This window comes from Variovorax sp. 10L421 (genome assembly GCF_056395365.1).
This window is the reverse complement of sequence record NZ_JBFTJJ010000002.1, coordinates 362,542-377,219: the sequence shown is the minus strand read 5'-3', so window position 1 is coordinate 377,219 and position 14,678 is coordinate 362,542. Positions and strand designations below refer to the sequence as shown.

General features: G+C 68.8%; 12 protein-coding genes. 6 read left to right on the top strand and 6 right to left on the bottom strand.

Translation table 11 applies throughout. The features are described from left to right. The first annotated feature begins 6 nt into the window (after positions 1-6). The gene (gntK, locus tag AC1DFC_RS05730) at positions 7-1,557 is read left to right on the top strand and encodes a gluconokinase (RefSeq protein WP_478178789.1); all 1,551 of its coding nucleotides are present in this window, start codon (positions 7-9) and stop codon (positions 1,555-1,557) included. 30 nt (positions 1,558-1,587) lie between these two features. Next, complete coding sequence (locus tag AC1DFC_RS05725) at positions 1,588-2,511, top strand: AraC family transcriptional regulator (RefSeq protein WP_478178788.1); 924 nt, start codon at positions 1,588-1,590, stop codon at positions 2,509-2,511. 3 nt (positions 2,512-2,514) lie between these two features. Here AC1DFC_RS05725 and trhA read toward each other — a convergent pair whose 3' ends face one another. Both trhA and AC1DFC_RS05715 read right to left on the bottom strand, forming a co-directional pair. Further along, complete coding sequence (gene trhA / locus AC1DFC_RS05720) at positions 2,515-3,138, bottom strand: PAQR family membrane homeostasis protein TrhA (RefSeq protein WP_478178787.1); 624 nt, start codon at positions 3,136-3,138, stop codon at positions 2,515-2,517. Positions 3,139-3,154: 16 nt separating this feature from the next. After that, a complete protein-coding gene (locus tag AC1DFC_RS05715) occupies positions 3,155-4,597 on the bottom strand; it encodes a glycerophosphodiester phosphodiesterase family protein (protein ID WP_007834603.1) in 1,443 nt (480 codons plus the stop codon). Positions 4,598-4,804: 207 nt separating this feature from the next. On the opposite strand from AC1DFC_RS05715, the gene AC1DFC_RS05710 reads away from it, so the two are divergent. From AC1DFC_RS05710 to AC1DFC_RS05700, 3 genes are read left to right on the top strand one after another with little or no spacing between them, the layout of a single operon-like run. After that, entirely contained in the window at positions 4,805-5,524 is a 720-nt protein-coding gene (locus AC1DFC_RS05710) for an RNA polymerase sigma factor (protein ID WP_007834610.1), read from the top strand. Positions 5,525-5,548: 24 nt separating this feature from the next. Continuing rightward, positions 5,549-6,118, top strand: coding sequence for a ferritin-like domain-containing protein (locus AC1DFC_RS05705; RefSeq protein WP_007834612.1), 570 nt, complete (start codon positions 5,549-5,551; stop codon positions 6,116-6,118). A 41-nt stretch (positions 6,119-6,159) separates the two neighbouring features. After that, a complete protein-coding gene (locus AC1DFC_RS05700) occupies positions 6,160-6,504 on the top strand; it encodes a c-type cytochrome (protein WP_007834613.1) in 345 nt (114 codons plus the stop codon). A gap of 73 nt (positions 6,505-6,577) precedes the next feature. On the opposite strand, the gene AC1DFC_RS05695 is transcribed toward AC1DFC_RS05700, so the two are convergent. After that, on the bottom strand, positions 6,578-8,341 hold the full coding sequence (locus AC1DFC_RS05695; RefSeq protein ID WP_007834614.1) for an IlvD/Edd family dehydratase: 1,764 nt from the start codon (positions 8,339-8,341) through the stop codon (positions 6,578-6,580). Positions 8,342-8,511: 170 nt separating this feature from the next. Between AC1DFC_RS05695 and AC1DFC_RS05690 the strand changes: the two genes are divergently transcribed. Then, positions 8,512-9,501, top strand: a complete 990-nt coding sequence (locus tag AC1DFC_RS05690; RefSeq protein WP_413334269.1) for a sialic acid TRAP transporter substrate-binding protein SiaP — start codon at positions 8,512-8,514, stop codon at positions 9,499-9,501. Between the two features lie 10 nt (positions 9,502-9,511). On the opposite strand, the gene AC1DFC_RS05685 is transcribed toward AC1DFC_RS05690, so the two are convergent. From AC1DFC_RS05685 to AC1DFC_RS05675, 3 genes are all read right to left on the bottom strand, one after another. Then, a complete protein-coding gene (locus AC1DFC_RS05685) occupies positions 9,512-10,927 on the bottom strand; it encodes a GTPase/DUF3482 domain-containing protein (protein WP_413334267.1) in 1,416 nt (471 codons plus the stop codon). Further along, the gene (locus tag AC1DFC_RS05680; protein ID WP_413334265.1) at positions 10,924-12,330 is read right to left on the bottom strand and encodes a DUF2868 domain-containing protein; all 1,407 of its coding nucleotides are present in this window, start codon (positions 12,328-12,330) and stop codon (positions 10,924-10,926) included. The genes AC1DFC_RS05685 and AC1DFC_RS05680 overlap by 4 nt, the downstream gene beginning before the upstream one ends. A gap of 403 nt (positions 12,331-12,733) precedes the next feature. Next, positions 12,734-14,590 (bottom strand): ABC transporter ATP-binding protein, encoded by a 1,857-nt coding sequence (locus AC1DFC_RS05675; RefSeq protein ID WP_478178786.1) that lies wholly within the window; start codon positions 14,588-14,590, stop codon positions 12,734-12,736. Positions 14,591-14,678 lie beyond the last annotated feature (88 nt).

Here is a 14,678-nt window from a genome sequence, read left to right as displayed (position 1 = left end):
AGGCACATGAACCGCATCGCCATCGGGGTCGACATCGGAACCACCAGCACCAAGGCGGTCGCCTTTTCCACGGCGGGGCGCGTGCTGGCGAACGATGCGGTGGAGTACCCCCTGCTGCAGCCTGAACCCGCGGCCGCGGAGCAGGACCCGGAGCAGATCTACAGGGCCGTGCTGTCGACCATTGCCTCGTGCGTGCGGCAGTGCAAGGCGGCGCCGGGCGATGTGCTGTGCGTGTCGTTCAGCGCAGCCATGCACAGCCTCATCCTGGTGGACGAGCACGGCGCGCCGCTGACGCGCAGCATCACCTGGGCCGACCACCGCAGCGCGGCCTGGGCCGGGCGCATTCGCACGGAGTGGGAGGGCGACGCGATCTACCACCGTACGGGCACGCCGATCCATCCCATGTCGCCGCTGGCCAAGCTGGTGTGGCTGCGCCACGAGCGCCCGGAGCTTTTCGCGCAGGCCCGGCGCTTCGTCGGCATCAAGGAGTACGTGTTCTTCCGGCTGTTCGGCCGCTGGCTGGTGGACCATTCGATCGCCTCGGCCACCGGGCTCTTCAACATCGGGCAACTCGACTGGGATGCCGGGGCGCTCGCGCTCGCGGGTGTGCGCGCCGAGCAGCTCTCGGATCTCGTGCCCACGACTTGGCACGTGGAGGGATTGGCGGGCGAGACGGCGGCGCAGCTCGGGCTGTCGAGCGACACGCCCTTCGTCGTCGGGGCCAACGACGGCGTGCTTTCCAACCTGGGCGTGAACGCGGTGGCGCCGGGCGAGGTGGCCGTGACCATCGGGACCAGCGGCGCGATGCGCACGGTGATCGACCGCCCGATGACCGACTCCGAAGGCCGCACCTTCTGTTATGCGCTGGCCGACCGGCGCTGGGTGGTCGGCGGGCCGGTGAACAACGGCGGCATCATCCTGCGCTGGGTGCGCGACGAGTTCGCCTCCGCCGAAGCAGAGACCGCCAAGCGACTGGGCATCGACACCTACGAGGTGCTCACGCGCATTGCCGAACGCGTCTCGGCCGGCTCCGAAGGGCTGGTGTTCCATCCCTTCCTGACCGGCGAACGTGCGCCGTACTGGAATGCGGATCTGCGCGGCTCCTTCTTCGGCCTGGGCATCCATCACCGCAAGGAGCACATGATCCGCGCCGTGCTCGAGGGCGTCATCTTCAATCTCTACAGCATCCTGCCCGCGGTCGAATCGATTGCGGGCACGAGCACCAGCATCAAGGCCACAGGCGGTTTTGCGCGCTCGGGTCTGTGGCGCCAGATGATGGCTGACGTGTTCGACCGCGAAGTGGTGGTTCCGGAGAGCTTCGAGAGCTCCTGCCTCGGCGCGGCCGTCCTCGGGCTTTATGCGCTGGGGCACGTCGATTCCCTGGACGTGGTGTCGGGCATGGTGGGTGCCACGCACCGCCACACGCCCAATCCGAAGAACGCGGCGCTCTATCGGCAATTGCTGCCTGTGTACCTCTCGCTGCCGCGCAAGCTCGGCGACGAATACCGCACCCTTGCGAAGTTCCAGCAGCAGGCGGTGCAGCGCACCGGTGACTGAGGCCATTCCTTTCTAGTTGGAGATTCGGTCTTGTTGAACACGATCCCGCCAGCCATCGCCGCCCGACCGCACATGCCCGACACCCTGCGCCGCGCGATGCTCCAACGGCCTGGTGCCGACGTGTTCGACAAGAAAACCTCGATCCACTGCGCCGAGTACGCAGCCCGCGACCGGCAGGCCGGCCTGCACGACTACGAACTCCATCTCACGGGGGCCTTGCCAGGGCGCATCCGCGTGAGCGACGGCGTGGACAGGGAGGTGCCGCCGGAGGCGGTCGTTCTTCTGGGCCCCAGGCTGCCGCACAGGCTGGCCATCGAATACCGCGCCAGCGGGGCGGCTGAGCAGCCGTGCGGCCTGGTGCTGCGCTTCGGCGACGAACCGCTGCGCCGGGGCATGGCGCTGTTTCCCGAACTCAATGACGCGGGCCCGCTGCTGGCCCGCGCACGGCATGGCGTGCAGTTTCTCGGCCTCGGCGAGGGCACGGTTGGGCGCTTCAGGCGCATTCACGCGCTGCAGGGGCTTGCACGCTTCTCGGAATTCACTGCGCTGCTGAGCGAGCTTGCGCAATGGAACGACTACCGTCTTCTTTGCACGCCGTCGCTGCAGGACGACGCGCATGACGAGAACGGCCGCGCGACGCGCATCCACACGGCGCTCGACCACATCCGGGAAAACTACGCGGAAGAACTCTCGCTCGCCGAAGTCAGCGCCGTGGTCGGCATGCGCGAGCACACCTTCTCGCGCTGCTTTCGCCGTGCCACGGGACAGACCTTCACCGATGTGGTGATCGGCCTGCGCGTGGACAAGGCCTGCCGGCTGCTGCTGTCCACGCGCCAGCACGTCAGCAGCATCTGCTACGAGGTGGGGTTCAACAACATCTCGAATTTCAACCGGCACTTCCGCAGGCTCAAGGGCATGGCGCCGGGTGAATTCCGCGCCATTGCGCGGGAGTAGGACTTACAGCACGAACCACCCCACCGCCACATAGTGGCTCGCCGTCCCCGCCAGCACGAACAGGTGCCAGGCCCCGTGCGCATGCCGGAAGCCCTGGCGGTTGCGGTAGAACACCGTTCCCGCTGTGTAGAGCACGCCGCCGATCAGCAGCCATGCCAGCCCCGCGCCCTCGAGCCGCGCGGCCAGCGGCACGGCGGCCAGCACACCGAGCCAGCCCATGCCGATATACAGCGCCAGTGATGGCTTCTTCAACGCCTTGCCTCCGGCCGGCATCAGCTCGCGCCAGATGCCGAAAAGCGCCGCGCCCCAGATCGTCGCCAGCAGCAGCCGGCCCCACGGACCTTGCAGCGTGACCAGCGCGAAGGGCGTGTAGGTGCCCGCGATCAGCAGGTAGATCGCGCAATGGTCGGCGCGCTCCCACATGCGCTTGAGCCGGCCGCGCGTGCTGTGGAAGAGCGTGGAGGCCGCATACAGGGCCACGGCCGAGAGCGAGAACACCAGCGCTCCCGCGATGCGCGCGGGATCGCCGGTGGGCACGGTCTTGGCGAGCAGCAGGGCTGTCGCGGGCAATGCGAGCAGCAGGCCCAGCAGGTGGCTGTATCCGTTGAACCGTTCGCCGGGGTACATGCGCTCGCTGCAGGCCTCAGCGGCCCGTTTCCTTCAGGTAGCTCGCGCGCGCCGCGAACGCCGTGTTCGCGAAATCGGAGAACACGCCGTCGATGCCCGCGCGGAAGTACGCGAGGTACTCGGCCGTCGGGTCGCCCTTGTAGACGCCTGCCAGGTACTTGGCCTCGTTGCGGAAGGTGTAGCTGTGCACGAACAGGCCGGCCTTGTGCGCATCGGCGATCAGGCTGGTGGGCTTGATGGTGTTCACATCGGCAAGGCCCTTGCCTGCGACAAAGGGCACGATGGTGTGGGCCATGACCTGTGGCTTCCACGGGCCGATGCCGTCGGCATAGGTCTTCACGTCGGCCAGGCCCGCTGGCGTGAGCATCTCTGCGAACCACTTCGGGTTACCGGCCAGCGTCCAGCTGTAGGGGCGACCGTCGACGAAGGTGTAGACGTCCTTGGTGACGTAGATCATCTCGCCGGTCTGGTAGTTGACGTCGTTGCCGTCCACCAGTTGCACCGCACGGGCCTTCATGCCGGCCGAGCGCAGGTACTTCAGGCTCTCGGGTTCGAAGCTCTGCACGAAGATCGGCGCGTCCTTGCGGTTCAGGTCGTTGAAATTCATGATCTTCAGCAGCGCGTCTTCCAGCGGATGGCTGCCGGCCGGCCCGCAGCCGTTGGCGATGGCCTGGGCGTTGTTCCAGATCGGGTTCTTGGTCTCCGGGTACACGGTGAGCGTGCGGCCGGTGGCTGCGCTCTTGGCCTTGGCGATGTCGATGATTTCCTGGAAGCTCAGGATCGGCAGCTTGCCGTTGAGGTCGGTCGGACGCTGGTCCCTGGCGTCGTAGGTGGTGCCGCGGATCCACTGGCGCAGCTCGTCCATCGTGAAGTCGGTGATCGACCAGTCGTTGGTGTGGTCCTCGCCATCGACGACGAGCGACTTGAGCACCGACTTCGGATCGCTCGGGTCGGTCAGGTCGCTCAGGTACTGGGCCGGGCCGTTGGCCTCGACGGGCGGGTACGTCACGTTCACCAGCACGCCCGGCACGGTGCGCTTGCGGCCCGCGACGGTGGTGTTGGTCTTGGCCACGTCGGCGATGTTGGTGTTGTCGCTGAGCCAGGGGTTGTGCCGCGCGACGAGCACGCAGTCCTTGGTGAGGTGCAGGTCGGTCTCGAGCGAATCGGCACCGGCATCGGCCGCGGCTTCGTAGGCGACCTTGGTTTCCTCGGGGTACAGGCCCGGCAGGCCGCGGTGGCCGATGACCAGCGGGACCGAGCCGTCGAGCGTGCCCAGGGGCGCGGGAGCCGGGGCAGGGGCCGGCGGTGCGGGGGCAGGTGCCGGTGCCGGCGGGAGAACCGGGAACGCGATGCCCCCGCCGTTGCCGCCCCCGCAGGCTGCAATCACGAGGCAGCCGCCGATGGCTGCGATGGCGGCGCGAACCGGGCGTGGCGCGGGCACGGGGACGCTCTTTTTCATATGCGGTCTTCGGGTGTTCGTTGAAAGAGAAACAAAAGCCGCCGGATGCTAGGTCGGGTGCGTGACGCGGCAGTGACCGAGGCCGAAGGCCCAGGCCTCGGGACTGCGAGCGCGGCGCGAACGAATGGCAGACGATGTTCCGAGCGCATCGGAAATAACTGAAACGCAGCGCGAGCCCGCACCATCTAATGGGAAAAGCAGCACACCATGTCCCACACCGCCTCCACACCCGACGCCGCCCCCGAAACCGGGGGTGCATCCGATCGCGAGCTTGCGGCACGCTCCGCACAGGGCGACACGCGGGCTTTCGCGGCCATCATGCGGCGCCACAACCAGCTGCTGTTCCGCACGGCGCGCAGCGTGCTCAAGAGCGACTCCGAGACGGAGGACGCCGTGCAGGAGGCCTATTTGCGCGCGTGGCGGGCCATCGGCACCTTCCGGGACGACGCGCAGCTTTCGACCTGGCTGGTGCGCATCGTCATCAACGAGGCCCTGGGGCGCCTGCGGCGACGAGGGGCGCAGGTGATTCAGCTCGACGGGGCGCACGTTGCCGACGTGGACCCGGACCCGGCGTCGGCGGTGGCCGACGATCCCAACCTGCAACCCGAACATCTGGCCATGCGTGAAGAACTCCGCCTTCTGATGGAGCGCCGCATCGATCGGCTGCCCGATGCCTACCGCACCGTGTTCATGCTGCGGGCGGTCGAGGAAATGAGCGTGGCACAGACGGCGATTGCGCTCGCACTGCCCGAAGCGACCGTGCGCACGCGCTTCTTTCGCGCACGCAGCCTGCTGCGCGAGGGCCTGTCTCGCGACATGGACGTCGCTTTGGGCGACGCCTTCTCATTCGACGGCGCACGTTGCGATCGCATCGTGGCGGGTGTGCTGTCGAGCCTTGTCAACGGGCGGGAATCGCCCCGCTCGTGACGTTCACCCTGCGAGGAAAACAAAATGTCCTTCTTTCAGATGGCTTCCCCCATTGCCGCCCGGCGCATGTTCCTGGGCCGTTCGGGCCTGGCGCTGTCCGGCGCCGCGGTTGCGCTGCTGGCCGGCAAGGACGTGCTGGCCGCCAAGGCCGGCGGCGCGACCGGGAACGATGTGCAGATTCTCAATACCGCGCTGGGCGCGGAGCTGGAAGCCATTGCGGCGTACCAGCTCGGTGCCGAAAGCAAGCTGCTCGAGAAGCCGGTGCTCGACCTGGCGGTGACCTTCCAGGGGCACCACAAGGCGCACGCGGAGCTGCTGGCCCAGACGATCGCCAAGCTCGGCGGCAAGGCCGTTGCGGCAAAGCCGAAGTACGACTTTCCGGCGAACCAGCTGAAGTCGCAGGCGGACGTGCTGCGGTTCGCGGCCAAGCTCGAACAGGGCGCGGTGAGCGCCTACCTGGGGGCCGTGCCGCTGTTTGTGAACCGCGACCTGTCGAAGGCGGCGGCGAGCATCCTCGGCGACGAAGCCATGCATTGGGCCGTGCTGCGCCACGCGCTTGGCGAAGCACCGGTTCCTTCGGCCTTCGTGTCGTGACGCCGCTGCAGCTTCTGGCGGTTGCCGCGCTGTTCTCAAGCATGGCCGCATGGGGCGCCGCGCCCGATGCGGTGCGCGGCGAGCAGATCTACGCGCGCTGCCTGGCGTGCCATGCGCTGGCGACCGACCGGGTCGGGCCCAGGCACTGCGGCCTGTTCGGACGGCTGGCTGGCAGCGTGCCCGGTTTCAGCTATTCGCAGGCCATGAAGAATTCGAAGATCGTGTGGAACGACAAGACACTCGACCGCTTCCTGGCGAAGCCGCTGGCCATGGTGCCCGGAAGCGCCATGACCTATGACGGCGTGCCGGACCCCATGGAGCGGGCGGACCTGATTGCGTACCTGCGGCAGGCGAACGGCAAGCCTCCGTGCACGAACAGCCATTGAAGAAAAGCATCACGCGCGCGTACCCGCGAGCACCGGCTGGAAGAACGCGCCGTCGACGCGCCCCAATCGGCGCTCATGCCCGCGGCACCTTCCCCGCCGTATTCGGCGCACGGAGAAAGTCGAAGTCCACGCCCTTGTCGGCCTGCGTCACGGTCTGGAGGAACAGCTTTCTGTAGCCGCGCTCGGCGGTGGGTTCGACCACTGTCGTCTCCTGCGCGCGGCGCGCCAGTTCATCGTCCGTCACCAGCAGCGAAATCTCGCGCCTTGCCACGCTGAGGCGGATGCGGTCGCCGCTGCGTACGTAGGCCAGTGGGCCGCCGACGGCCGACTCGGGCGTCACGTGCAGCACGATGGTGCCAAAGGCGGTGCCGCTCATGCGGCCGTCGGAGATGCGCACCATGTCCTTCACGCCGGCACGCGCGAGCTTGCGGGGGATGGGGATGTAGCCCGCCTCGGGCATGCCCGGCGCGCCCTTGGGGCCGATGTTCTTGAGCACCAGCACGTCTCGCGGCGCGACGTCGAGCGTGTCGCTGTCGATGCGGGTCACCAGGTCTTCGGCGTTCTCGAACACCACCGCGCGGCCTTCGTGTTCCATCAGCGCCGGGTCGGCGGCCGATTGCTTGATGATCGCGCCGCCCGGCGCCAGGTTGCCCCAGAGCACCGCGATGCCGCCCTGCGGATAGATCGGCCGGGCAGCCGGCCGCACCACGTCCTGCCGAAAGCCGGGGCCCGCGCGCTCGAGCTCCTCACCCAGCGTGCGGCCGGTGACCGTGAGCGCGTCGAGGTGCAGCAGCGGCTTGAGTTCGCGCAGCAGCGTGGCCATGCCGCCCGCGGCGTGGAAGTCTTCCATGTAGTGCTGGCCCGAGGGCTTCAGGTCGAGCAGCACCGGCGTCTCGCGGCCCATGCGGTCGAGCGCGTGCAGGTCGATGTCCAGGCCCATGCGCCCCGCAATGGCCGCGAGGTGCACGATGCCATTGGTCGAGCCGCCGATGGCCAGCAGCACGCGCATCGCGTTCTCGAAGGCGGCGGGGGCCAGCACCTTGTCGATGGTGAGGCGATCGCGTGCCATCTGCACGGCCTGCGCGCCGGTCTGCTCGGCGATGCGGATGCGGTCGGCCGTCACAGCGGGCGGCGAGGCGCCGCCCGGCATCGTCATGCCCAGCGCCTCGGCGATGCAGGCCATGGTGCTGGCCGTGCCCATCACCGAGCAGGTGCCCACGCTCGCGACCAGCTGGTTGTTGACGTCGGCGGTTTCCTCGGCGTCGATCTCGCCCGCGCGGTACTTGCCCCAGTAGCGCCGGCAGTCGGTGCAGGCGCCCACGCGCTCGCCGCGGTGGCTGCCCGTGAGCATCGAGCCGGTGATGAGCTGGATCGACGGCAGGCCCGCCGAGGCCGCGCCCATGAGCTGCGCGGGCACGGTCTTGTCGCAGCCGCCGATCAGCACCACGGCGTCCATGGGCTGCGCGCGCACCATTTCCTCGGTGTCCATGGCCATCAGGTTGCGCAGGTACATGCTGGTGGGCGCGGCGAAGCTCTCGTGCACCGAGATCGTCGGAAAGTCCATCGGCAGTCCGCCCGCGAGCATCACGCCGCGCTTGACGGCCTCGACGAGTTGCGGCGCGTTGCCGTGGCAGGGGTTGTAGGCGCTGCCGGTGTTGGCGATGCCGACCACCGGACGATCAAGTGCGGCATCGGTATAGCCCGCGCCCTTGATGAAGGCCTTGCGCAGGAACAGCGAAAAGCCGCGGTCGCCGTAGCTGGTCAAGCCCTTGCGCATGCCTGCACGGTCCGGGTCCGTGCCGTTGTCGTCATCGGGTTCGAGGGGCAAGGGGGACATGGAAGGGCCTCTGTGTTGCTTGCGTGATCGTATGCCCGTGCCCGGGCAAACCCGATTACCACTTTATGTTTCAAATCCTTACGATTGGAGCCGGGGGTGTTTCCGTGGCATCCCCTTGCGCTGGCGCGCAATTTGCACTGGTTTTGCCTTTTCTCATCGAGGGAGAGTTCATGAAAAGCTTCTTGCCGTGGCACCGGGCGGGCGTGCTGCTGATGGCATTGGGTGGCGTCATCGCTGTCCACGCCCAGGCCCAGGTGCTGCAATTCAAGTGGGGCCATGTCTACGAGCCCGCGAGCATCTTCCACCAGCAGGCGGAGCTGGCGGCGCGCAAGATCGCCGAGCAGTCCGACGGCAAGATCAAGATCGAGGTCATTCCCTCCTCCAAGCTGGGGCAGGAGGGCGACTTTCCGCTGATGCTGGCGAACGACTCGGTGCAGATCGCCTACGTCGGGCAAGCCACGCTGGCCGAGGGCTATCCGCCGCTGAGCCTGGGAACCTACCCCTTCGCCTTCAAGGACCTCGACCACATGCGCAGGTACCTGGCGAGTCCGCTGTTGGCCGAGCTGATGAAGGGCTACAACGAGAAGAGCGGCAACCGCATGGTGGCCTCGGTGTACTACGGCGCGCGGCAGGTCACGTCGGCAAAGCCGCTGTCCAGGCCCGAGGACTTCCGCGACCTGCGCCTGTACGTGCCCGCCGCCGCGGCCTACCAGCTGTTCGCCACCGCGCTCGACGCCAAGCCGGTGACGCTGCCTTTCATGAGCCTCTACGGCTCGCTCAAGAAGAACGAGGTGGAGGCGCAGGAAAACCCGCTCGACATCGTCAAGTCGAAGAAGCTCTACGAAGTCCAGAAATACGTGCTGCTGACGGGGCACGTCCACGACACGCTGGGCATCGTCATCGGCAAGGCCGCCTGGGCGAAGCTCGCGCCGCCCCAGCAGGCGATGGTCGAGAAGGTGCTCGCGGAAACCGCGAAGTGGACCAACGTGGGCGTGATCGCCGGCGAGCTCGAGGACGAGAAGTTCCTGCGCGACAAGGGCATGACCGTGTCGCCGGCCAACCGGCAGCTGTTCCTGGAGCGGATCGCGAAGCGGTCGACGCCCGAGCAGATGGGCGCGCGGCCGGGCGACTACGCACGCCTGCAGGCGCTGGTGAACTGACGAGGCGGTTTCAGGCGGCTTCGAAGGCACGCAGCAGCGCGTGCGAGAGGTCGGCCACGAGTGCTTCGCGCTGGGGAGAAGGGCGCCAGAACGCGCGGCTGGCCACGCCCGTGGCTTCCCATTCGGGATGGTTGCGCGCCGGCTGCACGCCGCGCACCGCGGCCGCGGCGGCACGCGTGGGGGCATCGCCGTTCTCGGGCGCATCGGCGGCGATGCGCTGCGTGGCCGCGTGGCCGCGCTGCTCGAGGGCCTGCGTGAGCTTGAGCTGCCATGCGGCCAGCGTGAACAGCACGCCGTCTTCCACCGTGAGTTCGTGCACGTCGCGCAGCTTGTTGGCCAGCTTGCGCCCGAGCGGCCCCAAGCCCTGCGACACCGCACCGCCGATGGCGCCGCCCAGCGCCGCACCCGCACCGAGCGAGATGCCGGCCACCGCCAGGTCGGCCACCACGCCCACGGCCGCGCCGATGACCGCGCCCTTGCCGAGCCGCAGGCCCGCGTCCTTCATGGCTTCGGGGCTGAAGAAGTCGAGCGTCCAGCGGCCTTCGATCATCGGCAGCGGTGCCTCGTCGGCGTCGCCCTGGCGGAAGCCGTAGAGCGCGAGCAGGTCGTCGGTGCAGCGCTGGGCCTTGTCGAATACCGCCTTCTGCAGCGCCTCGACGAGCGCCTGGCGGCGTGCCGCGTCGGCGAACTCGGTGGACGACACCGTGCGGCGCACCGCGGCCGCATCGACGAGCAGGCCGGCGATGCGCGTGCAGGCGGACTGGCGGCGCCGGGCCGCCTCGGCGTCCAGCGCATCGACCACGGCGCGCAGCAGGTCGCGGCGCTCGCGCAGCAGCGTGGCGAGGTCGTTGTACAGGTCTTGTTCGGCGCCGACGAAGGGGGCCGCCGCGTCGAAGCGCACCTGCACGTGCAGGCCATAGGCCGAGAGCAGTTCCTTCCACGCCGTTTCGCGGCTGGCGGCATCGCGCACGAAATTCAGCACCGGCAGCACGGGGCGCGCACAGGAGTTGAGCAGTTCGATCTCGTCGCGGAACTTGGGCAGCACCGGCTCGCGCACGTCGATGACCAGGAAGGCCGCGTCGATGTCGAGCATGGTGCGCAGCACCTTGGCCTCCTGCTCGAACACGCCATGGGCTTCGGGACCCTGCAGGAACCGGCGGATGCGCTCGGGGGGCGTGGCCTGCTGGTCGAATCCGGCCAGGTGCTCGCGCAGCGCGACCGCGTCTTCCAGGCCTGGCGTGTCGAAGAAGCGCACGGCGCCTGCGCCATCCACGTCGAGGTCGACCGATTCGACATGGCGCGTGGTGCCGGGGCGCTGCGACACCTCGCCGAAGCCGACGCGGCGCGTGAGCGTGCGCAGCAGCGAGGTCTTGCCCGCGTTGGTGTGGCCGACGACGGCGATGCGGATGGGCGGTTGCGGCGTCACGGTGCGGCGACCCCGTCCTGCAAGGAGACGTCCAGGCGGTCGGCGGCGGTTACGCGCTCCAGGCCGGTGTCGCGCAGCCAGTCGAGCCAGCGCTGCGTGGCGCCGGCATGCGGCGCATCGGCCAGCCAGATTCGGCACTCGCCGCAATGCGCGAGCAGCTCGCGCAGGAAGCGCTCGGTGCCGCGATCGGGGCTCGATGCGGCGTGGCAGACCAGCAGCACGGTACGCGGATGGACGTGGGCCAACTGGTCGAGCAGGGCGCGGCGCGCGGGGGCGCTGCCGTCGATGCGCTGCACCTGCGTCGCGATGCCGGCGGGCAGGGCGGCTGGGGGCCAGGGCATGTCGGGCGGCAGTTCGAAGCCGACGACGAAGAGCGCGTCATGCAGTTCCGAGGCCGGCAGGCCCGTGGGCAGCGCACCGCGCGTGCGGCCCGGGTCGGCATCGACGATGGCCGCCGGGGCCATCGCGGCGAAGCGGGCCAGCAGCTTGCGGTAGTAGGGCTCGCTCCAGTCGGGCTGCAGCGCCTTGCGGCGGCTGCGCCACACGGCCGCGCTCCACAGCACGAGCACCACGCGCGGCAGCAGCCCGTAGACCACGATGCAGCCGGTAAGCCACAGCGCCCAGGCGCGCTGGCCGCCGGCGTTTGCGGCACCGGGTGCCGCGGCCAGCACGGCGGCGGCATCGGGCACGGGAAAGCCGAGCCGCGCCGGCGCCCAGCCCAGCGCCTGCACGGCCCGCACGAAGAATGCCGGCTCGAGGATCGTCGTCTCCCAGCTCAGCGTGTAGCTGCGGAACGCGAGCGCGAACAGCATCGCGGCCAGTACCACGGCGAACGACAGCGACCAGATGCCGTGGCTCACGAGCCCGAAGGCCCATGGCAGCAACTTCGCGCGGGACAGCAGCCCGGTGGCCGCACGCACCAGCAGCGGCGCCTGGCCGCGCCTGCCGCCGGCCACGCGGGCGGTGAGCGACAGCCAGATCCAGCCGAGCGATGCGGTACTGAAGGAAACGAAGGGCACCCACAGGCCCACGAGCCAGAGCAGCAGCGTGAGCACATGCAGGCCCAGCAGGCTCGCGAGCGCGACGATCACGTTGATGTGGCGCTCGCCGCCGCCGACCACGTTGCCCGCCAGCCCGAGGCCGGCCGCAACGATCAGCGCCACCAGCGCGAGCAGCACCCAAGGGGCCCAATGGCGGGCGCGTGCGAGTTCAGCCTGCAGGCCGATGCGTTCGCCGAGCCGGAGTGCGCGTTCGACGATCTGCCCGTGGGCATCGGCTGTGTGCGAGGCTGCGGTGCGCAGGGCTTGCGCATCGTCGAGCGGACCGGCCTGCTCGGTCCATCGGATGGCCTCGGTGATCACCGCGTCCGGAAAAGCAGTTTCGCGCAGCGCGGTGTTGGTCAACAGGGTCCCTTCGCAGCCAATCGGTCATCGCCCCGCCGGGTGCGGGGGGCGCGCGAATTATGCCCGGCGCATCAGGGACGGCCACGAAGGAAACGGGGCCGCAAGCGGCCCCGTTCTGCATGTCGCGGGAGGCGATGGCGCGTGCCCGGTCTCAGCGAAGGCCGAAGAACGAAAGCACGGCTACGACCACCACGATCAGACCGACGATGTAAATGATGGAATTCACGCGAGGACTCCTCTGTGTTGAGACGGGTCCAGCATTGCGCCGCCTGCGTGGCACCACTGTCGGCAGGGGGCGGCGTGTGCTGTAGGCGCGGGTGAAGCACCGCCCGGAGGTTTCCCCGGGGGCTCGTGGCGGCTCGCCTCATTTGTGACGATTGTTTGCAGGCGCAACCGGTGCCGTTCAGGCGCGCATCGCCTCGTCTTCCTCGAGGTTGTCGCCCAGGAAGCCACCGCTCTGGTGCGCCCACAGCCGCGCATACAGCCCGCCCTGCGCCATCAGCGTGCGGTGGTCGCCTTCTTCCACCACGCGGCCCTCGTCGAGCACGATCAGGCGGTCCATGGCCGCGATGGTCGACAGCCGGTGCGCGATCGCGATCACGGTCTTGCCCTCCATCAGCGCGTAGAGGCTTTGCTGGATGGCGGCCTCGACTTCGGAGTCGAGCGCGCTGGTGGCTTCGTCGAGCAGAAGGATCGGCGCGTCCTTCAGCATCACGCGCGCAATGGCCACGCGCTGGCGCTGGCCGCCCGAGAGCTTCACGCCGCGCTCGCCGACGTGCGCCTCGTAGCCGCGCCGTCCGGTTGCGTCGCCGAGCGTCTGGATGAATTCGTGCGCCTCGGCCCGCTTCGCCGCCGCCTCGATCTGTGCGTGCGTGGCGTCGGGCCGCCCGTAGGCGATGTTGTCGGCCACCGAGCGGTGCATCAGCGAGGTGTCCTGCGTGACCATGCCGATGTGGCTGCGCAGCGAGTCCTGCGTGACGTGCGCGATGTCCTGCCCGTCGATCAGGATGCGGCCGCTCTCCAGGTCATGGAAGCGCAGCAGCAGATTCACCAGTGTCGACTTGCCCGCGCCCGAACGGCCCACCAGGCCGATCTTCTCGCCGGGCTTCACCACGAGGTTCAGGTCGTCGATCACGCGGCGGCCTGCATCGGCATAGCGGAAGCTCGCGCGCTCGAAGCGCACCTCGCCGCGCGGGACTTCCAGGGTCTTGGCACCGGGCGCGTCGAGCACGGTGCGCGGGCGCGACAGCGTCTTCATGCCGTCCTGCACCGTGCCGATGTTCTCGAACAGGCTGGTCATCTCCCACATGATCCAGTGCGACATGCCCTGCAGCCGCAGCGCCATCGCCGTGGCCGCGGCCACCGCACCCACGCCCACCGCGCCGTGCGACCACAGCCACAGCGCCGTCCCTGCCATGCCGGCGGTGAGGCCCATGCTCAGCGTGTGGTTGACGATCTCGAAGGCGCTCACGAGGCGCATCTGGCCGTAGCCCGTGTGCATGAATTCGCGCATCGCGTCGCGCGCGAAGCCGGCCTCGCGCTGCGTGTGCGAGAACAGCTTGACGGTCGCGATGTTGGTGTAGGCGTCGGTCACGCGGCCGGTCATGAGCGCGCGGGCGTCGGCCTGCGCCTTGCCGACCTTGCCCAGGCGCGGCACGAAGTACACGAGCGAGCCGATGTAAAGCGCCAGCCAGATCAGGAAGGGCCATGCCAGTTGCGCGTCGAGCACGCTCACCAGCAGGATCATGGTGGCCACGTACACGCCCATGGCCACCAGCACGTCGGCCAGCACGAAGATGGTGTCGCGCACGGCCAGTGCGGTCTGCATTACCTTGGCCGTGATGCGGCCGGCGAACTCGTCCTGGTAGAAGGCCATGCTCTGGCCCAGCATCAGGCGGTGGAAGTTCCAGCGCAGGCGCATCGGCAGGTTCACCGCGAGCGTCTGGTGCTTCACGATGGTCTGCAGCGCGACCACGCCGATGCTGATCACCAGGAACGCGGCCAGCCACATGAGCGTGGTGCCGCGTTCTTCCCAGAGGCGCGAAGGCTCGAGCCCGCCGAGCCAGTCGACGATGCGCCCGAGGATCGCGAACAGCGCCGCCTCGAAGATCGACATGACGGCGGTGAGCGCGCCCATCGCGGCGATCTTGCCGCGCACGCCGTGCGTGCAGGCCCAGAGAAAGGCCACGAAGCCCTGCGGCGGCAACGCAGGTTCGGCTGCAGGGTAGGGGTGAAGGAGTTTTTCGAAGAGGCGGAACAAGGAAACAGTCTCCCGGAGAACTCAGGACTTTAGCCGCGCAGGCATGACCTTGCCCCGCAAAGGTGCGCTCCGCGGCGCATCCCTGCCG

Excerpts from the sequence above, each read along its gene's own strand:
- gntK (WP_478178789.1), top strand. The coding sequence starts at position 7 with ATGAACCGCATCGCCATCGGGGTCGACATCGGAACCACCAGCACCAAG.
- trhA (WP_478178787.1), bottom strand. The coding sequence starts at position 3,138 with ATGTACCCCGGCGAACGGTTCAACGGATACAGCCACCTGCTGGGCCTG.
- AC1DFC_RS05715 (WP_007834603.1), bottom strand. The coding sequence starts at position 4,597 with ATGAAAAAGAGCGTCCCCGTGCCCGCGCCACGCCCGGTTCGCGCCGCC.
- AC1DFC_RS05710 (WP_007834610.1), top strand. The coding sequence starts at position 4,805 with ATGTCCCACACCGCCTCCACACCCGACGCCGCCCCCGAAACCGGGGGT.
- AC1DFC_RS05705 (WP_007834612.1), top strand. The coding sequence starts at position 5,549 with ATGTCCTTCTTTCAGATGGCTTCCCCCATTGCCGCCCGGCGCATGTTC.
- AC1DFC_RS05700 (WP_007834613.1), top strand. The coding sequence starts at position 6,160 with ATGGCCGCATGGGGCGCCGCGCCCGATGCGGTGCGCGGCGAGCAGATC.
- AC1DFC_RS05695 (WP_007834614.1), bottom strand. The coding sequence starts at position 8,341 with ATGTCCCCCTTGCCCCTCGAACCCGATGACGACAACGGCACGGACCCG.
- AC1DFC_RS05690 (WP_413334269.1), top strand. The coding sequence starts at position 8,512 with ATGAAAAGCTTCTTGCCGTGGCACCGGGCGGGCGTGCTGCTGATGGCA.